This is a genomic window from Chryseobacterium sp. Leaf405, assembly GCF_001425355.1.
Classification (GTDB): domain Bacteria; phylum Bacteroidota; class Bacteroidia; order Flavobacteriales; family Weeksellaceae; genus Chryseobacterium.
In genome coordinates, this window is record NZ_LMQN01000010.1 from 16,252 (window position 1) to 35,050 (window position 18,799).

At 37.6% G+C, this 18,799-nt stretch carries 22 protein-coding genes and 2 pseudogenes; 18 read left to right on the top strand and 6 right to left on the bottom strand.

The features are described 5' to 3' along the window. The first annotated feature begins 206 nt into the window (after positions 1-206). On the top strand, positions 207-638 hold the full coding sequence (locus ASG22_RS05885) for an alcohol dehydrogenase catalytic domain-containing protein (RefSeq protein WP_055981990.1): 432 nt from the start codon (positions 207-209) through the stop codon (positions 636-638). A 70-nt stretch (positions 639-708) separates the two neighbouring features. On the opposite strand, the pseudogene ASG22_RS05890 reads toward ASG22_RS05885, so the two are convergent. Then, a pseudogene (locus ASG22_RS05890) lies at positions 709-1,551 on the bottom strand (YWFCY domain-containing protein); the annotation flags it as partial. 306 nt (positions 1,552-1,857) lie between these two features. On the opposite strand from ASG22_RS05890, the gene ASG22_RS05895 reads away from it, so the two are divergent. From ASG22_RS05895 to ASG22_RS05945, 11 genes are all read left to right on the top strand, one after another. Continuing rightward, a complete protein-coding gene (locus ASG22_RS05895) occupies positions 1,858-2,811 on the top strand; it encodes a bifunctional helix-turn-helix transcriptional regulator/GNAT family N-acetyltransferase (protein ID WP_055981992.1) in 954 nt (317 codons plus the stop codon). 3 nt (positions 2,812-2,814) lie between these two features. Continuing rightward, complete coding sequence (locus ASG22_RS05900; protein ID WP_055981995.1) at positions 2,815-3,228, top strand: DUF2000 domain-containing protein; 414 nt, start codon at positions 2,815-2,817, stop codon at positions 3,226-3,228. 74 nt (positions 3,229-3,302) lie between these two features. Further along, on the top strand, positions 3,303-4,004 hold the full coding sequence (locus ASG22_RS05905) for an AraC family transcriptional regulator (RefSeq protein ID WP_202966694.1): 702 nt from the start codon (positions 3,303-3,305) through the stop codon (positions 4,002-4,004). 159 nt (positions 4,005-4,163) lie between these two features. Next, on the top strand, positions 4,164-5,108 hold the full coding sequence (locus ASG22_RS05910) for an NADP-dependent oxidoreductase (protein ID WP_055982001.1): 945 nt from the start codon (positions 4,164-4,166) through the stop codon (positions 5,106-5,108). 66 nt (positions 5,109-5,174) lie between these two features. Continuing rightward, the gene (locus tag ASG22_RS05915; protein ID WP_055982003.1) at positions 5,175-5,924 is read left to right on the top strand and encodes a pirin family protein; all 750 of its coding nucleotides are present in this window, start codon (positions 5,175-5,177) and stop codon (positions 5,922-5,924) included. A gap of 106 nt (positions 5,925-6,030) precedes the next feature. Further along, positions 6,031-6,567, top strand: coding sequence for an SRPBCC family protein (locus ASG22_RS05920; protein WP_055982005.1), 537 nt, complete (start codon positions 6,031-6,033; stop codon positions 6,565-6,567). 94 nt (positions 6,568-6,661) lie between these two features. Continuing rightward, positions 6,662-7,558, top strand: a complete 897-nt coding sequence (locus ASG22_RS05925; RefSeq protein ID WP_055982008.1) for an NAD(P)H-binding protein — start codon at positions 6,662-6,664, stop codon at positions 7,556-7,558. 149 nt (positions 7,559-7,707) lie between these two features. After that, positions 7,708-8,790: an alkene reductase gene (locus ASG22_RS05930; RefSeq protein ID WP_055982011.1), complete on the top strand. Its 1,083-nt coding sequence runs from the start codon at positions 7,708-7,710 to the stop codon at positions 8,788-8,790. 48 nt (positions 8,791-8,838) lie between these two features. Further along, complete coding sequence (locus ASG22_RS05935) at positions 8,839-9,330, top strand: cupin domain-containing protein (RefSeq protein WP_055982013.1); 492 nt, start codon at positions 8,839-8,841, stop codon at positions 9,328-9,330. 96 nt (positions 9,331-9,426) lie between these two features. Further along, positions 9,427-10,248 carry an SDR family oxidoreductase gene (locus ASG22_RS05940; protein ID WP_055982016.1) on the top strand — a complete coding sequence of 274 codons (822 nt, stop codon included), beginning with the start codon at positions 9,427-9,429 and terminating at the stop codon, positions 10,246-10,248. A 77-nt stretch (positions 10,249-10,325) separates the two neighbouring features. Continuing rightward, positions 10,326-11,228: an alpha/beta hydrolase fold domain-containing protein gene (locus ASG22_RS05945; protein ID WP_055982020.1), complete on the top strand. Its 903-nt coding sequence runs from the start codon at positions 10,326-10,328 to the stop codon at positions 11,226-11,228. A gap of 166 nt (positions 11,229-11,394) precedes the next feature. Here the strand turns inward: ASG22_RS05945 and ASG22_RS05950 are convergent, their stop codons facing one another. Beyond that, positions 11,395-11,832, bottom strand: a complete 438-nt coding sequence (locus ASG22_RS05950) for a nuclear transport factor 2 family protein (RefSeq protein ID WP_055982024.1) — start codon at positions 11,830-11,832, stop codon at positions 11,395-11,397. 26 nt (positions 11,833-11,858) lie between these two features. After that, positions 11,859-12,890, bottom strand: a complete 1,032-nt coding sequence (locus ASG22_RS05955; protein ID WP_202966695.1) for an NADP-dependent oxidoreductase — start codon at positions 12,888-12,890, stop codon at positions 11,859-11,861. A 173-nt stretch (positions 12,891-13,063) separates the two neighbouring features. Between ASG22_RS05955 and ASG22_RS05960 the strand changes: the two genes are divergently transcribed. The 5 genes from ASG22_RS05960 to ASG22_RS05980 all read left to right on the top strand — a co-directional run bounded on the left by ASG22_RS05960 (position 13,064) and on the right by ASG22_RS05980 (position 16,442). Further along, positions 13,064-13,423 (top strand): winged helix-turn-helix transcriptional regulator, encoded by a 360-nt coding sequence (locus ASG22_RS05960; protein WP_055982030.1) that lies wholly within the window; start codon positions 13,064-13,066, stop codon positions 13,421-13,423. A gap of 159 nt (positions 13,424-13,582) precedes the next feature. Further along, positions 13,583-14,497 carry an NAD(P)H-binding protein gene (locus tag ASG22_RS05965; protein ID WP_055982033.1) on the top strand — a complete coding sequence of 305 codons (915 nt, stop codon included), beginning with the start codon at positions 13,583-13,585 and terminating at the stop codon, positions 14,495-14,497. A gap of 1 nt (position 14,498) precedes the next feature. Beyond that, positions 14,499-14,897 carry an SDR family NAD(P)-dependent oxidoreductase gene (locus ASG22_RS05970; protein WP_055982035.1) on the top strand — a complete coding sequence of 133 codons (399 nt, stop codon included), beginning with the start codon at positions 14,499-14,501 and terminating at the stop codon, positions 14,895-14,897. A gap of 52 nt (positions 14,898-14,949) precedes the next feature. Further along, positions 14,950-15,450, top strand: a complete 501-nt coding sequence (locus ASG22_RS05975) for an SDR family NAD(P)-dependent oxidoreductase (protein ID WP_082504956.1) — start codon at positions 14,950-14,952, stop codon at positions 15,448-15,450. A gap of 80 nt (positions 15,451-15,530) precedes the next feature. Continuing rightward, positions 15,531-16,442, top strand: coding sequence for a helix-turn-helix domain-containing protein (locus ASG22_RS05980; RefSeq protein ID WP_055982038.1), 912 nt, complete (start codon positions 15,531-15,533; stop codon positions 16,440-16,442). A gap of 117 nt (positions 16,443-16,559) precedes the next feature. Here the strand turns inward: ASG22_RS05980 and ASG22_RS05985 are convergent, their stop codons facing one another. From ASG22_RS05985 to ASG22_RS20955, 3 genes and pseudogenes are all read right to left on the bottom strand, one after another. Further along, a complete protein-coding gene (locus ASG22_RS05985) occupies positions 16,560-17,450 on the bottom strand; it encodes an MFS transporter (protein WP_082504957.1) in 891 nt (296 codons plus the stop codon). Between the two features lie 32 nt (positions 17,451-17,482). Then, positions 17,483-17,877: pseudogene (locus ASG22_RS20700) on the bottom strand (MFS transporter); the annotation flags it as partial. Positions 17,878-17,879: 2 nt separating this feature from the next. Beyond that, positions 17,880-18,053 carry a hypothetical protein gene (locus tag ASG22_RS20955; protein ID WP_157844707.1) on the bottom strand — a complete coding sequence of 58 codons (174 nt, stop codon included), beginning with the start codon at positions 18,051-18,053 and terminating at the stop codon, positions 17,880-17,882. A gap of 96 nt (positions 18,054-18,149) precedes the next feature. Between ASG22_RS20955 and ASG22_RS05990 the strand changes: the two genes are divergently transcribed. Then, positions 18,150-18,506: a winged helix-turn-helix transcriptional regulator gene (locus ASG22_RS05990; protein WP_055982041.1), complete on the top strand. Its 357-nt coding sequence runs from the start codon at positions 18,150-18,152 to the stop codon at positions 18,504-18,506. Positions 18,507-18,799: the final 293 nt, after the last annotated feature.

Genomic DNA, 18,799 nt, shown 5'->3' on the forward strand with positions numbered 1-18,799 from the left:
GCCGGTCCAAGTGTTTCATTAAATGCTTTATCCAGGTCTTTTAATTGTAGTCTAAAACATACAGAGTTGTCAGCATTATGCTAATGCCTTGCTTATGATTATAAATCTCAAAAAACACCTTGTTCCATCACAACAGTGATTTGATACAAGTTTCCCATCTGACGTGTTCGCAAATTTGTACTATAATTTTAAAACAAATAATTAGTATGAAAGCAATAGTTTATCAAAAATTCGGAAATACAACTATATTACAATCTGCTGAACAATCCAAACCAACGATTAAATCTGATCAGGTCTTAGTAAAAGTAAAGGCTTTCTCCATTAATCCAATGGATTGGAAAATTAGAAAAGGTGAAATGAAACTGATGTCAGGTTCCTCATTCCCAAAAAAAACGGGAGCTGATTTTTCAGGTATTATAGAAGATGCCGGAAACTCCTGTTTCAAAAAAGGTGACATGGTTTTTGGAGTAGTTAAAAATATAATGAAAGATGGTGCGTCGTCAGAATATATCGCTGTTCCTGCTTCTTTGGTGTGGAAGAAACCCTCGCAAATTAGTTTTCCTCAAGCTGCATCTATTCCTGTTGTAGGTATGGCTGCCCTCACAGCTCTGGAAAAAATGGGTAATATCGATCGATAACACCTTAAAATACGGCAAGCAACATGGGGTTTTGGAATACAAATTCTTTATTCAGGACTGGCATTTCCTGATCTGCACGATACCGGTTGCAGCGATGGCTTTTTCTGGGATCATCAAAGTTAATGATGTAGAATTTTGGTTTGATTGTATAACCATCAGAATGATTTAAAAGATGGTTGTAAGCAATGGTTGACAAATCATCAAACTTAAAATCATAGATGTACATCGAAAATCCTTTTTCAATATGCTGTCTGATATAATTATTTACTACAGCGTAGGATTTTCCAGATCCGGGTGTACCTAAAACGATGGTAGCACGAAAAGGATTAACTACATTAATCCATCCTTGATGCCATTCGCCCTGATAATAGAATTTGGTGGACAGATTGACGGAATACTCGTTGTAAAGTAGCTTGGTCTCCTGTTGGAAACTTTCATTTTCACTGTTGAAGACATCATCCATTAAGTTATTTTTCAACAGGCGACTCATCCAGACGCCAGCCATCATTAACGCTATAAAACCTAAAGAGATCGTTAGAATGTAGAGAAATGTTCCTAGCTGCGGAGATAACTTTAACAATGGTGTGTTCAGAAAAAAAAGAACAAAACCTATTCCCAGAGCCGTATAAATTTGAGACCATGTTATTTTATCGTTCTTAACTCCCTTAGTACCCAAACAACTTAAAGCCAGCAATACCAAAGCAAATATTTTTGTATATAAGGTGTGCGAAAATAGTCCGGCGGTGCGCTGAAAGTTGCTCAATATCTTGCTGATTACTTCCAGTGTCCATTCACGTTCTAAAAAGAAACCATAGCAAAACCAATAAAGGTGCATCAGCACCAAAACGATACTTACTGCCCGCATAAACGCCATTATTTTAGCCAGACCTCTTAAATCGTCTTCCCCTTGCATTATTTTTTAATTTTTAATGTTTGGGCGTGAAATTATAGCTTGTGATTATTGGCTGTAATTATGTTGCAGTCATTCGCACTCATTGGCAGTGGTTTGTTATAATTGATTTTCTTAAACTAAAAAAATAGCAATCTGACTATTTTTTAAAGTGGGCTTTGAACATTCACAATCGTTCAATAAACTTTTTAAGACAAAGACAAATGTTTGGACTTTAGACTGTAGAAAATCGTTAATTGAATTAAAAATTATTTGCTATTTCTAATTTTATTATATTTGCATAACCAGTTATGTAATTAATGATATATTATGGATATTTATAGTCAAATAGGCAAGATAGCTTTAGGGAGCCGACTCAGAAGATTGGGAGAACGTATCGCCGACGAGGCTTTTAATATTTATAAACTTTACGATATTGATTTGCAGCCGAAATGGTTTCCAGTTTTTTATGCGCTATCGCTTGGCCAAAAAAAGACCATCTCAATGCTTGCAGCAGAAATTGGTCACTCCCAGCCATCAGTGAGTAAGATTGTTAGGGAAATGACCAAGAAAGGTATCGTGTTAGAAAACAAAGATGCGTCGGACAAACGTAAAAATTTTGTGTCGTTGACCAAAACAGGAATTGCTATGAATGCAAAAATTCAAGATCAGTATAAAGATGTGAATATTGCTATCGAAGAAGCGTTGGCAGAAACAAATAATGATTTATGGAAGGCAATCGAAGAATGGGAATTTCTTTTAAACCAAAAAAGTTTACTCAGTAGAGTAAAGGATCAACAGAGAATTAGAGAGTCTGCAGACATAGAAATTGTTGATTACGAAACAAAATATAATCAGGTATTTGTTGACCTGAATGTAGAATGGATATCAACTTACTTCAAAATGGAAGACGCAGACTATAAAGCATTGAATAATCCAGAGGAATATATCCTTAAAAAAGGCGGACATATATTTGTTGCATTGTATAAAGGCGAACCGCTTGGCGTTTGTGCTTTGATGAAACTTATTGATAATAAATATGAGTATGAGCTGGCAAAGATAGCGGTGTCACCTAAAGCACAAGGTAAAAATTTAGGCTGGCTGCTAGGTCAAACTATTATAAATAAGGCAAAATCTCTCGGTGCATCCAAACTTTACCTTGAAAGTAATACCATTTTAAAACCTGCGATCAGCCTCTACCAAAAGTTAGGTTTTGAGAAAGTAGTTGGATTGACTTCACCCTATGAAAGATGCAACATTCAGATGGAACTAAAACTAAAATAACAAATGGCATACGATAACAAAATTGCAATAGTCATCAAAGATGAACTGGAGGTCTGGCAAAAACTTAATGTCGCATCTTTTTTAGCGAGCTCAGTTGCTATAAAGTTTCCTGACACCCATGGAGAACCTTTTATCAATGGTTCTAATTCTACTTATCTTCCTTTTATAAAACACCCAATATTGATATTCAAGGCTAATAACGATACTGAGATGAAAAGAGCATTTAGCAGAGCGAAAGAGCGGGAACTACATATTGGAATTTATACTGCAGAATTATTTGCAACCAAAAATGAAGAAGAAAACCTGATACAAATTGCTAACTTCACTGACGAAAATCAAAATTTGGTTGGTATCATTATGTATGGTGATGCTAAAAAAGTTAGCAAAGCGCTCGATGGCTTAAAATTCCATTCATAGCGTAAGAGTTAGTATATAAAGAATATCATTGATCCATTAAAATTTACCTAATTATGAACCAATTCATTTTTGGCTTGCAGGCACGAAATCTCACGGTAGAGATCCATCATCATTCTGCTTATCAAATCGTTTTATCAAATGATACACCTTTTAATTCAACCATCCATGGAAAGCTTTATGAACGGATCCACGGCTTTTTAATAAAACCTCATGTTACGCATTTTTGTGTTGCTGAAAATGGAACATTGAATGTTTTAAATATTGAACCTTACTCACATATTGGTTTAGAGCTGGCAAGTCGGTTTAAAGAAAACGAAGATTGCATCGTTTTTGATTCTCCGGTGGAAACAAATGTTTTCTTTCAAACACCCAAGCACAGTTTAGACATCAACAATGTAATAGACGCATTGCTATCTAAACTACCTGCTAATAATTATGATGAAAGAGTTACAAAAATTGTGGAGTACATTACGGCTAATTATTTTAAATCCGATATCACACCGCAAACATTTGCCGACATCGTTTTTCTTTCACCATCTCGTTTAGCCTCACTCTTCAAAAAACAAACCGGTAGCAGTTTGTCCAAATATTTATTGTGGACAAGATTGCGTCAGGCCATCTACCTTATACTTTCCGACAAGGAAAGAAGTCTTACCGATATTGCTTACGACACTGGATTCTATGACCTGCCCCAGTTCAATAAGTACATGTACGAAATGTTTGGAATGCCACCAAAAGCTTTAAAGTTCAGTAGTGACTTGATTCAGGTGTATTAATATAACGATTTTAATTAGATACCATTTCCTAGAGGTACCTGCTTTATATGCTGGTACCTTTTTTTTAACATCAAAACACAATAGTGATCTGATACAAGTTTAACAATACTGCTATCTGCAATTTTGTAATATCATTTTAAACAAATTAAAAATAATATTATGAAAGCAGTAATTTATCAAAAGTTCGGAACCACAGATGTGTTGGAAACTGTAGAACAACCAAAACCAACGATCAAAGCAGATCAAGTATTGATCAAAGTAAAAGCCTTTTCTATCAACCCGATGGACTGGAAAATTAGAAAAGGTGAAATGACACTAATGTCCGGCTCAAAATTTCCAAAAAACACAGGTACTGACTTTGCGGGTATCATTGAGGAAATCGGATCTTCTGTAACGGGTTTTAAAAAAGGCGACGAAGTTTTTGGAGTGGTAAATAATATGATGAAAGAAGGTGCGTCAGCTGAGTATGTTGCCGTGATAGCCTCATTGGTTTGGAAGAAACCTGAAAACATCAGTTTTACGCAAGCAGCCTCCATTCCTGTTGTTGGAACTGCAGCTGTAACCGCTATCGAGAAGATGGGAAACGTCACTTCACAAACTACGATTTTGGTTAATGGTGCTACTGGCGGTTTTGGAATGGTACTGCTTCAATTGCTAAAACAACGTGGGGCTAACGTAACAGCAGTTACAAGTACAAAAGGAGTAGAATCAGTCAAAAAGTGGGGCGCAAATACAGTCATAGATTACACAAAAGAAAATGTTCTTTCGCAAAAAACCAAATATGATATTGTTGTTGACTTATCAGGTAAAATGGGGTATAAAAATGCCAAAGAAATCATGAAGTCAAAAGCCCTATTTCTAAACCCAACTCCACAACCGATCGAAATACCATTGTCGCTTTTAAATAACCTATTCACAGGTAAAAAGCATATCGTTGTTCTCTCCAGTCCCGGAATCAAATACACCAATGTTTTATTGGATGCAGTGATGAAAGGCTTGGATATCGAGATCAACAAGGCTTTTCCATTCGAGCAATACAAAGAAGCATATCAGTACGCCGAAAAGGGTGGATATATCGGAAAAGTTGCTGTAGAAATTAACTAAAATTTCAGCAAAGTGTTGCTTGACATTCTGTGCTGCACCCTAAATCATTTATATAAATCAAAAATCATGTTAACAAAAATAGACAATACCATAAAATATGGTAAACAGCATGGCGGCTTTGGAATACAAATTTTATATCCTGGGCTTATCCAACCTGAATTGGACGATACCGGTTTTTCTACGATAGGAAGAATAGATCATGCGCGGATCACGCCAGGAACACTGATTCCAATGCATCCGCACAGGGATGATGAGATCATCACCTACCTAAGAAGCGGTACCGTCAAACATCTGGACTCTGAAAAGCATACAGACAACATCTCAAACCGCAGACTGATGGTGATGAATGCCGGGGCGAACTTTTATCACGAAGAAAAAGTTTTGGAAGAAGGTGGTGTTTTAGAAGGGCTGCAAATATTTATCAGGCCAGAAACCGCTGGTCTGGTTCCACAAGTTCAGTTTTATCAATTACCTGAAATCTACAGTGACAACCATTGGCGAAAAATAGCCGGTAAAGGTGATGATTATCCTTTACAAATAAGAAGTAGTACCTGGTTGATGGATCTGCGATTAGAAAAGAATCAGGAAATTACTTTGCCTGAAGCGCCATCTGAAAATGCTGTCTTCCTCTTTTATGTATTTGCCGGAAAAATCAACGTCAATGAAACTATGGCTCTTGTCACAGGAGAAAGTGTGTTGGTTGAAATGGAAAACCCAACATTCCGGGCAACTGAAACAACTGATATTGTGCTGTTCATCACGCAAAAAAACGCTGTCCATTTTGACGGTGGAATGTATAGTGGTAATCTTCACTAATAATTAGTTTAATCAAAAGCAGTATAGTGATCTGATACAAGTTTCACGACTTCAATAGCAGCACCTTTGTAGTGTAAATAAATAATAACAACTAAACAAAAGTAAAATGACAACAGCAAATAATGAAACTAAGAGTTTCAAAAAAAGTCCTGAAGTAACTATTGTAACGACAGTTGATTCTCAAATAGACAACGCTTTCAATTATATCGCTCCTATCAATATAATGCACATCTTTCGCGGTAATAAAGTGATCCCGGCAGTTGTAGACACCAGTATAAAAGAAGGTTGGAACAAGGCAGGTTTGCAAAGAACAGTTCACTTTGCAGATGGGTCAACTTCTCAGGAAAGCCTCCTGACTATTAATGCACCCAACTCATTTTCATACAAGAATGAGAATTTTACCTCTAAAGTACTTGCTGCATTACTAAAAAGGATTGAGGGTGAATGGCTTTTCACAGATTTAGGAAACCATAAAACTAAGATCGAATGGACTTACCGGACTGTTCCAACAAATTTTTTTGCAAGGATTATGGTAAAGTTGGTTTTAATAAAAGCTTTGCGTTCGGCTCTTCAGGAGGCAATGGCGATAATTAAAGACGATCTTGAGAGCGGACAGCTTGAAAAAGGAACTACCTGGAAATAAAAATCATAACAACAGTGATTTGATACAAGTTTCACTGTTTAAATCACAACATCTTTGCATAGTAATTAATCAACAACAATTTAAAATAATAAAAATGAAAAGAAAAATAGTAATACTCGGAGCGACCGGAACAGTAGGAAGCAAAATTGCTGAAAACCTTCTTAATGATGGGCATCAGGTAACCTTAATAGCGAGACACCCAGAAAAGCTGGAAAAATATCGAAGCCTTGGTGCAGAAATAATTGCAGGAGACATCACCGATGTGGAAACGCTGACAAGTGCCTTTGCAAGTGCCGATAGTGCCTTTATCTTATTGCCTGATAACGTAAAAGCGGAAAACACAAGGGCTTATCAAAGAGAGGTAACAAGCAGGTTAATCGAAGCCATTGAAAAGTCAGGCATCAAACACATTGTAAATATGAGCAGTGTAGGCTCCCATATGCACGAAGGTAATGGCATGATGGGTGGCACCGGGGAACAAGAAGTAAGATTGAATCAATTAAAGGATGTAAATGTGCTGCATATCCGTTCTGCTTACTTTATGGAGAACTTTTTAAGAATTATTCAGTTCGTAAAGAATAAGGGAATCAACGGAACAGCAGCAGATGGAGATCATGCCATACCAATGGTTGCTACAAAGGATGTAGCTAAAGTTGCCGCAGAACATTTGTCAAACCTTGATTTTAAAGGTAAAAGTGTTCATGCCGTAATGGGTCCCAAGGATTATACGTACAGAGAATTCACCAATATCATTGGTAAAGCAATCGGTAACCCTGAATTACCTTATGTACAAATCCCCGTAGAGCAGGCAAAGCAGGTATTTCTAGGCAATGGTTTTTCAAAAGACTTTGTAGATAATCTCCTAGGTATGGCCGTTGCTATCAAATCCGGTTTTATGAATTATCAAAATAGAGATGATTTTACTACTACATCTACAACAGCAGAAGATTTTGTATCTGAGTTTTACCTGCCACTCTACAATAAGCAGTAATCATACACCCAATTTGGATGTTTAAACGCTAACGCGTAAGGTGGAATTTATTCATCGTCACATTAAAACAGTGATTTGATACAAGTTTCCCACCTTCTATAGAGACATCTTTGTATCATAAATAATGTAGCACTAAAATTATAAGTATCATGAAATTATTAGAAAAAATACAGTTAGGAAATCTAGCATTAAAGAACAAAATGGCAATGTCTGCGATGACAAGAAGCCGTGCTAATCATAACGGAATCGTTGGCGATTTAACGGTTCAATACTATACTCAAAGAGTTAGTGCAGGGCTTATTTTCACAGAAGCCATCAGAATAAGTGAAGAAGCAACCGGTAGCCCACTTACACCTGGCATCTATACTGCCGAGCAAATCGAAGCCTGGAAAAAAATTACTAAAGCCGTTCACGATAACGGAGGAGTTATCATTGCACAACTTTGGCATACCGGTCGTGTTGGGCACTCCATTGACAGGAACGGCAAATTACCTCTTGCACCATCTCCACTGCCTATTCAAGACATGCAGCATTTCACTTCACAGGGTTTGAAAGATTACGAAATACCTCAGGAAATTACCATTGCGGAAATCAGCCAGACAGTGAAAGATTACGGACAAGCGGCTAAAAATGCAATTGAAGCAGGTTTTGATGGTGTAGAACTTCATGCAGCCAATGGTTACCTGCCAAGTCAGTTTTTAGCAGAAAGTGCCAACCAAAGAAAAGATCAATATGGTGGCAGCATTCCTAATAAAACCCGTTTCATTCTGGAAGTAATGCAGGAGTTAATTGGTGCAGTTGGGGGAGATAAAGTAGGAATTAAGATCTCACCTTTTCATCCTTATGGTAATATGATTTTGGACGATCCTGCAGGTACCTACACCTATCTGATTGAGGAATTAAACAAATTAGAATTTAGCTATGTAGAATTGATGAAGCGCAGCCCGTACTTCCCATCTCCGTCTCATTATCCAGAAGATAACGAAATAGAATTTTTTGGCAAAATGATACAGCAAACAGTGATTGCAAATGCAGGCTACGATAAAACTTCTGCTGAAGCAGAACTTGAGAAAGGAATTGCCAAGCTGGTCTCATTCGGTACGTTATTTTTAGCAAATCCCGATCTGCCAAGACGATTTGAAAAGGGTGCAACACTTAACGAACCGGACAGGGCAACTATGTTTGGTGGGGGAGAACACGGCTACACAGATTATCCATTTCTAAAAGAATAGGTACAGAACAAACCCTCAAACGCAAATTATCATTTAAAACAATGAGACATGGCAAACAACGTAAAGCAAATAACTAAAAGTCAGGGAAACTATCTCTCCATAGTTGGCGACACCTATCGCATTATTATCCCCGGAAAACAAACCAATGGTGAATTCGCAATGATTGATATGCTGATTCCTCCACATGGTGGTCCCGGTCCGCACGCCCATGAGTCTTTCCACGAATCATTTTATGTAGTGGATGGAGAAGTTGAATTTAAAACGGAAGAAGGGAAAAGCATTGCCAAAAAGGGAGATACGATAACCATTCCGAAAGGTGGTGCTATCCATAGTTTTAAAAATGTAAGCAATGGTCTGGCTCATCTCTTATGCACGGTTGTCCCGGCAGGTTTAGATGATTTCTTTGAAGAAATAGGTACGCCGTTACAAGAGGGTGAATTTTTACCGCCACCTCCGCTGGATGAAAATGCGGTAAAAAAGCTTATGGCAATTGCCAAGAAATACGGACAGGTGGTTTATCCGCCTGATTATTTAGACTAATAATGTAAAAAAACTGCGAGTCAATCATTTGACAGAAGGGAACAAGGTATCTATTTTTAAACAAATAATTAACACTAACATAAAAATTAAAAGAAAATGAAAAAGACAATATTAATTACCGGTGCAAGCAGCGGAATTGGAAAGGCAACTGCTAAACTGTTTCAAGAAAGCGGTTGGAATGTCATTGCAACCATGAGAAAACCAGAAGAAGAGAAAGAACTGAATCATCTGGAAAATATTTTAGTTACTCAATTGGATGTAACTGATATTTCTTCAATTACTAAAGCGATTAATCTGGGAATTTCAACATTTGGAAAAATTGACGTACTCCTAAACAATGCCGGATATGCCGCTTATGGCCCATTAGAAGCGACAACAACAGAGAAAATAGAGCAGCAATTCTCCACTAATGTACTAGGGCTATTGAATGTAACAAAAGGAGTAATCCCGCATTTTAGAAATAACAAGGATGGAGTGATTATCAACATTTCTTCTATGGGTGGTAAAGTTGCATTTCCTTTAGGGACACTTTACCATGGGACTAAGTTTGCTGTGGAGGGTATTTCCGAAGCGCTTCATTACGAAATGGCGACCATCGGTGTGAAAGTAAAGTTGATTGAACCTGGCATGGTCAATACAGATTTTGGCGGACGTTCTTTTAATTTTAACAATGATGAAGGACTTACTGAATATCAGAGTTTAGTAAAAAGTGTTTTTGAACAATTTGGTGCAGCACAACAGTCTGCTTCGCCAGCGTTAACTGTTGCGGAAGTAATTTATCAGGCAGCAACTGATCATCTTGAACAAGTCAGATACATCGCTGGTATAGATGCAACAGCATTGCTTGACAAAAGAAAGAATGAAGATGATAAAACATTTTTTAATAATATCAACAGTCTCTACGGCCGCAATGTTTAGGTACGCAAAAACAATTCTTTATTAATTTAAAAATTCACATCGCAGTAATTTAATTAACAATAATTTAAAATCAAAAAATGAAAAACATATTCAAAATTGCAGTTATGTTGATGGTATTTCAACTAGCTGCCACAAAATCTAATGCTCAAACTGTAGCAGACAGTAAAATGCAAAAAATTAACGGTTTCAGGGCTTTCTATGAAACTTTAGGTAAAGTATATCCACCTGCTGGTAATGTGAGTGTGGATGAAACAACAATCGCAGGGGTAAAAAGTTATTGGTTTAATAAAGACCTGTTAGCTAAAAAAGAAATTGTTGTTTATCTCCACGGTGGTGTATATACTTATGGCAATATCAATGCGTATCGGGCTATGCTGACACATTTGGCAAAGTCTTTAAATACACCAATATTGTACATTGAGTATTCCTTATCACCAGAGCATGTATTTCCGACAGCGAACAAAGAAATCTTTAATGTTTATCAGGAACTTAATAAAAAATATTCAGGCTACAAAATTTCAATTATTGGCGATAGTGCAGGCGGAGGATTGGCAATATCTTTAGTTAATGATGCACAAAAGGTAAATCTTCCCGTACCATCAGCATTAGCTTTAATTTCACCGTGGGTTGATTTAAACTGTGATAACAATTCCTACACTACTAAAAAAGCGGTGGATCCAATTCTAAATAAAGATTTTTTGTACAGCCACGCACTAATGTATGCTTCAGGTAAATTAAAAGAGGCAAACCCAGCAGAAATAAAGTTCAAAAAATTCCCTCCGGTTTTCTTACTGGTTGGCACCGATGAAGTGTTGAATGATGATTCTAAAAACTTCTACTCTTATATTATACCCATACAGAAAAAAGCGAAACTAAAAGAGTTTGAAGGACAAAAACATGTTTGGTTGTTTTCACATATTGATTCTAAAGAGTCTGTAGAAGCAATCAAGGATATTAAGGAATTTATTTCAGCGCACTGAAAACACTATAAGGGCTTCGGAATTTCAATGAACATTTCATCAGCAACATCCTGAACCACCATTATTGAAAAATGAGATTGACATGATATCTAAAAAGTAATTTAATAAAAATCAGGTTTGCTTCAAAAAAAATCGCTTATGCAATTCATTGTATAAGCGATTTTGATCAATGAAATTCAGTCTTTTCCTGCCATTTGAAATGACCTATTCTTTTTTCTATGGTCCAACGATCGTCTTCGTATATATAATCGTCATTATAGATGGCACCAACAATAGTTTTCATTTTTTTTCCATTTTCAATTCCTATCAATGTGATTAAACAGTAGACCGTCCCGGTTGCTTTATTCCCATTAATTGTCAATTGTTGCTGCCCGTTAAAATGATAGACCGTCTCAAAATTTTCAAGAAACTCACTAAATGCTTCTGCCATTTCCTTACGGCCTTTCAATCTTAAAATTGTTTTGCCTTCAGATAGTGTTTCAGAAACTGCGTTTTCAGAAAAAAGCTGAACCTGCGCTTGAAAATCCTTTTGATCTCCCAGGATCGATACCTTGTCAATAAGTTCCTTAAGAGATATTCTAGCCTGTATTTCCGTAATAGTCATCTTTTATATTTATTCAGATCTTATTTTTATTCAACAGTAAGCACAATCTTGCCTTGGATATTCCCGAGATTGACACGTTCGTGTGCCTTGCGTGCATCAGATAGCGGGAAAGTGCTGTCAATTACAATGCGAATTGTCCCGTCGTTTAACAATGTTGTGAGTTCAGCAAGCTGCTGACCGCTGGAACGCACTTGTGTCGCTGATACCGATACACCTAATTTTTCAGCTTCCTCTGCTCCCGAAAATCCTAATGGGAAAACCGGAAACAAAGCACCACCGGGTTTAAGCGTTTTTAAAAACCGACCGGTTGAAGGTCCGCCAACAGTATCTATTACCAAATCAATATCCCGAAGAATATCTTCGGCATTTGTTTTAGTATAATCAATAAATTCGTCAGCTCCCAGGTCTTTTAACAAGTCCTTATGTTTACCCGATGCTATTGCAATTACGTGCGCGCCTTTCCACTTGGCAAGTTGCACTGCCAAATGTCCAACACCGCCGCCCGCGCCGTTGACAACGACAGTCTTGTTATTCAATTCTATAGGTTGATGTTTATTCGGCTGAAGGGGATTTTGTACATTATGTCCAACCTCAATCAGGTATTGCCACGCAGTGAGCAACGACATCGGTGCCGCTGCGGCTTGTATATGATCGATTCCAGCAGGCTTGAGCGCAACTTCCGAAGCGGGCACCGTGACATATTCTGCATAAGCCCTGCTTGGACCATAACTTGGAAAACGAACCATTGAGTAGACCTCGTCGCCTATGGAGAATTCCGTGACATCATCTGCTACCGCCTCCACAACTCCTGAAATATCTGTACCTAAAATCACTGGGAAGGATACCTCGGGTTGCCATTCGGGAGGTAACATTTTATAGCCGTCACGAAGATACCAATCTGGGGGATTCATCCCGATTGCGTTTACTCGAACCCGTATTTCTCCCGGATTTATTTCCGGTATCGGAGCGTCTTCATATCGAAGGACTTCAGGTCCCCCAAATTCATATTGTCTGACAGCTTTCATACTGCGTACGATCTTATTTTCAAATTGTTCCATTGTTTTATGCAATATATTAAGTTTGTATTAAGTCTCAATTCAGATAGAAAATTATCTCTATTCTGATGCAAAACTATATCTTTGCTGTATATTTGGCAAGTACGTACATGTAAGTATCTTATATACTAAAAAGTATCTATTGTTGATTATCAGATGTTTAAAATTAAATTAAAATGAAAAATAAAGAAGAAATTCCGGAATGCATCCAAAACTGTGGCGTCGAATATGCTTTCAAACGTATTGGCGGAAAATACAAGGCACGAATTCTATGGCATTTGAACTTACAGAATATATTGCGATATGGGGAACTGAAAAGGACATTGCCCGACATTACGACAAAAATGCTTACCCAAACCCTTAGAGATTTGGAAGAGGATCAATTGGTAGTCCGTAAAATGTTCCACGAAGTACCTCCGAAAGTAGAATATTCATTGAGCGAAACGGGACAGGAATTGATTCCTTTCATAGAACACCTGCATAATTGGGGGAAGAAGCAGTTAGGACAAGAATCGATATCGAATAGTTGTAGCTAAAACTTGAGGATATAAAAAATTTTACTTCAGATGATTGTTATGTAGCGGTCGAATTATAATCATTTAATTCCCCCCCCCCGTTTCGGTTAAGGACTACCTTGATTCTGTTATTTCTCACGATGTAAGTTATTGGAACTTTGTGGAAATAAAAATCAAGATATGAATATTGTAATAACTGGTTCCTTAGGGAATATCGGAAAACCTCTTACAAAATTATTGGTTGCAAGAGGACATCAGGTCACCGTAATCAGCAGTAAGCCTGAAAGAATATCTGCTATAGAAGAGCTGGGAGCAACTCCTGCAATCGGAAGCATTCAGGATATCGAATTTTTAACCAAAACATTCACAGGTGCGGATGCAGTGTATTTGATGGAAGCCTGGGAAGGCATAGGAAGTCTGTTTGATAATACGATTGATTTTCCCGCAGAATTCAAAAAAATTGCTGACAATTATGTACAGGTTGTACAAGGATCCGGGATTACCAAAATCATTCATTTGAGCAGCATCGGTGCTCATTCCGATCAGGGTACGGGAAGCCTGATGGTTCATCACAATGTAGAAAAAATTCTGGGAACACTACCCGAAAATGTATCTATTAAATTTATGCGTCCCGTCGGTTTTTTTACCAATTTATACCGGTGGCTCCCAATGATCAAGTCTAAGGGTGCGATCATTCAAAGCTATGGTGGCGATCAGAAAGAACCTTGGGTTTCACCGTATGATATTGCAGTAGCAATTGCTGACGAAATGGAGAAGCCTTTTAGTGGAAAAACAGTCCAATATGTTGCAAGTGATGAGGTTTCTCCTAACGAAATTGCTGAGGCTTTGGGAAATGCGATTGGTAATCCGGATTTACAATGGAAAGTGATTCCGCCAGAAGAGCTGTTAAATCAAATGCTTTCAGCAGGTATTAATGGATGGATTGCCAAAGGAATGGTCACGATGCAACATGCGCAAGGAAATGGAAAACTGTATGAAGATTTTTATTTAAATAAACCTAAACTCGGTGAGACAAAACTTAATGATTTTGCAAAAGAATTCGCTGAAGTATATAATCAACAAATTAATTCGTAAAATGAAAAAAGCACTTATAGCAGGAGCCAATAAAGGAATTGGGTATGAAACGGCAAAACAACTTTTGGAAAATGGATACTATGTTTTCATCGGAAGCCGAAAACTGGAAAACGGTATATTAGCTGTCCAGCAGCTTAATAAAGTAGGATTTGAAAATGTAGAAGCCATTCGGCTGGATGTTACAGATATGGCATCTGTAGAATCTGCAAGGAAAGAAATCGGAAATAAAACAGAGGTGCTGGATGTTCTGATCAATAATGCAGGAATCAACGGCGGTTTTCCACAGGCAGCATTGGAAGCATCGGTAGAAGCCTTTCACAAAGTGATGGATACTAATCTCTATGGTGTCCAAAATGGGGAATGTGTCGTGAAAGAACTGGGATGCATTGGGATGCATTAGATTTAANAAGAAGATGCAGATATACTGAAGCAGCTTTCAGCGGAAGAGGGATTTGGATGTKCTGATCAATAATGCAGGAATCAACGGCGGTTTTCCACAGGCAGCATTGGAAGCATCGGTAGAAGCCTTTCACAAAGTGATGGATACTAATCTCTATGGTGTTGTTCGTGTAACACAGGCCTTCATTGATTTGCTTAAAAAATCAGATCAGCCCAGAATTGTTAACGTGTCATCAAGCGGTTGCTCGTTAACTCTTCATTGTGATCCTACTTGGATTTATTATAGTCATAAGGCTGCGGTATATCCTGCATCAAAAGCTGCAATGAATATGTATACCATTAATCTGGCTTATGAACTTCGAGATACTGCTTTTAAGGTGAATGCTGTTTGTCCGGGATTTGTGGCAACTGATTTCAACGGTCACAGAGGGACAGGAACTGTTGAGCAAGGAGGTATCAGAATTGCAAAATATGCGATGATTGGAGAAAGCGGACCGACCGGAAAGTTTATCAGTGAAGAATATAATCCCGAAACAGGTGAAACACCCTGGTAATAATTCATTATTTTTGTTAGATATAACGCTCGGAAAGAGATATTTCTGAGTGTTGTATCCGGCATTTTAAAATCAACGAAATGAGAGGCAAACAAAATAAACTGCATCAATTTAAATCATTATCGGAATTCCATCAGATGTTTGGTTTATCAAAACCCGAACACCCATTGGTAAGTTTTATCCGTTTGGAGGATATGAAAATGCCGGAAGAAGAATTGTCCGAATATCTAGTACTGGACTTTTACAAGATTGCTTATAAAGATACTATTGGCAAAGCTAAATACGGGCAGCATCATTATGATTTTGGTGAAGGTGGACTGGTTTTTACGGCTCCGGGACAACTATTTGAAAAGCCAAAAACCAATAAAAGCAAAGGCGGTATTCTTTTAGTTCATCCTGATTTTTTGCACTCCTATAATTTAGCGAAGAAAATCAAGCAATATGGTTTCTTTTCATATGCTGCGGATGAAGCATTACATCTGTCTGAGAAGGAAAAAGAAACCATCTTCTCTGTTTTTAAGATTATTGATGAAGAGCTCAACAGCAGAGTAGATGACTTCAGTCAGGACGTAATTATCTCACAAATCGAATTGCTGCTTAATTACAGCAGTCGCTTTTACAAAAGGCAGTTTATCACCTTCAAAGTAGTTAATACTGATCTTATTCAGCAGTTTGAAACGGTAATGGATTTTTATTTTAATTCTAATCACGAACTGAACAACGGAATGCCCTCTGTGCAAAATGTTGCAGAGCAACTGAATGTTTCCGCCAATTACTTAAGTGATCTCTTACGATCATTAACAGGCCTCAATACACAACAGCATATCCATAATAGGCTCATCGAAACTGCAAAAGAGATATTGTCGACCACCGATCTTTCAGTCTCTGAAATAGCCTATCATCTTGGGTTTGATTATCCGCAGTCTTTTACCAGGTTGTTCAAAACCAAAACCAACTTAACCCCTTTGGAGTTCAGGCAGTCTTTTAATTAGAAATCAAAATGAAACGATTTTTCGGATTTCCGTAAACAACAAAACCCCGACAGAAACCGGGATTTGATTTATTATTTCCAAAGCAAAGTGATGTCAAAAAGCACTATTTTTTTACAGTTATTCCAGTGGCTTAACGCTAAAACTTTTCCTTTCAGATTGTTCTAAAAAACGTCTCAATCCAATCATCACAAATGCCAAAACTCCAAAGACAATTCCGAACCAAGGATTATAAGAAACGCCTTTGGTAATGATGATCAAACCACCAATGGTTGTTCCCAAAGTCACTCCCAGATTTCCAAATGAAGTGGCGAGGCTGTTTCCGAATTCCAAACTATCAGGTACTGATGAAATCATATAAGTGGACGCGTTCAAAAAACTTGGCGAATACAAAAATCCCCATATTCCTATCACAACAATGGTTGCAACATTATTTCCGTCAGAAATGTAGAGAAGAATGGAGACTAAAATAGTCCCGGACAGGAAAAATGCCGTGGTTTTTGTGACACTTTTATTTAACATTTTACCGGCAATCCAATTGGCAAACACGCCAATAATGCCAAAAAGAAACAACATATAACTTACCATCGTTGCATCCATTCCTTTGGCTTTATTCAGAAATTCAGCAAAATAACTGTAGGTTGAAAACCATGCGGTAATCATAAAGAAGTTCATTGCCGTACTGATGATAAAAGTGGGTTGCTTCAGTATTTTTAATTGACTTCCATAAGATTTTTTCTCTTTGACAGGCATTGGGGGCAAAGCATAGTAAATGCCTGCCAAAGCCACAATACTCACAATGGCCTGAACCATAAACGAATATTCCCAGGACCATAAACTGGCCAGCCAGGTGGCAAAAGGAACCGTGGTAACCATTGCGATAGCTACACCGCTAAATACAATACTCATTAGTTCATTTTCCCGTTTCTTATCTGCTTTTGAAACGGCTACCGCCAAAGCTGTTGCAATATAAACAGGTTGCAAAAAGGCGGGTAAGATCCTCACCAGCATTAACAGCCAGGAAACGGAGAAAGACTTTTCGNACAATACTCATTAGTTCATTTTCCCGTTTCTTATCTGCTTTTGAAACGGCTACCGCCAAAGCTGTTGCAATATAAACAGGTTGCAAAAAGGCGGGTAAGATCCTCACCAGCATTAACAGCCAGTAAGGTGGTGAAAAGGACGATACAATTCCTGTGATCATAAAAATAAAAATGGCAGTGAGCATTACTTTTTTACGATCAAAGCCTGATGCCAATAAAGTCATAAAAGGACCTGTCAATGCAATAACCAAAGCAAAGGCACTCAGTAAATAACCTGCCTTATCAATAGTGATTTCATAATGATCCGCAACTTGTGGCAATATGCCGATGATGCCAAATTCTGTGGTAATGACTGCCAGAAAACCCAGACAGCCGATGTAAGCGAATTTTTTCATTATTAAGAATTTTGGGTTTTAATGAATACAGCGAGATCCTCTAAAATCTTTGTATCACCACTAGATCCACCCATTTGAGAAAAAGCATTTCCAGTTTCCAAAAGCTTTAATGTTTCTTCTTCCTCAATATTTTGAATATAATCTAATGCCGATTCTTCCTGTTCTGATAATTTCATTCTTGTTTAATTTTAAATAGGTAGCAAATGTATTTGCTAATCCTTAATTTTGCACAGTACATATCTAAATGTATGGTACAGACAAATTTGTAAGTAATGGGAATCAGAAAAGAAAATTCGACCAATAGCCAGAATGAAAAGTATATCACAGAATGTGATTTGGCGTATGCGGTCTGTAAAATAGGCGGGCGTTGGAAAATCCTGATTTTAGGAAAATTGGAAAACGGAAAATTGAGATTCAGTGAATTGAGAAATCAAATCGATGGCATTACCGAAAGAATGCTAACGCTTCAATTGCGTGATCTTGAAAAAGAAGGTTTGGTAAAACGTACGGTTTATGCCGAGGTTCCGCCAAGGGTAGATTACGAACTGACGGAAATTGCAACCGATTTAATTCCAATTTGGCGGCAGTTGGAAAGTTGGGGTGCAAGGCATAAGAAAGTGACTAAATAATTTGACATAGATCTGACATTTGAACATCAACAAATATATCCGCTGGATCAGTCTGTTGTAGAATTTGTCATTTTATGCATTGATTTAGCCAAAGATTAAGATTAGAAACTGTCGTGCTTTAACAATGTATTGTAAGTTATAAATTAAAAAAGGCTATCCTCCACGGATAACCTTGACGACTAATGCACTAATAATTGGAAAAGACGGTCAAATTGACCACTTAATTTCGGAGTAAATTGACCACTAATTTCGGAGCAAAGTGACCACCACTTTTCGGTTCAAAATGACCACCT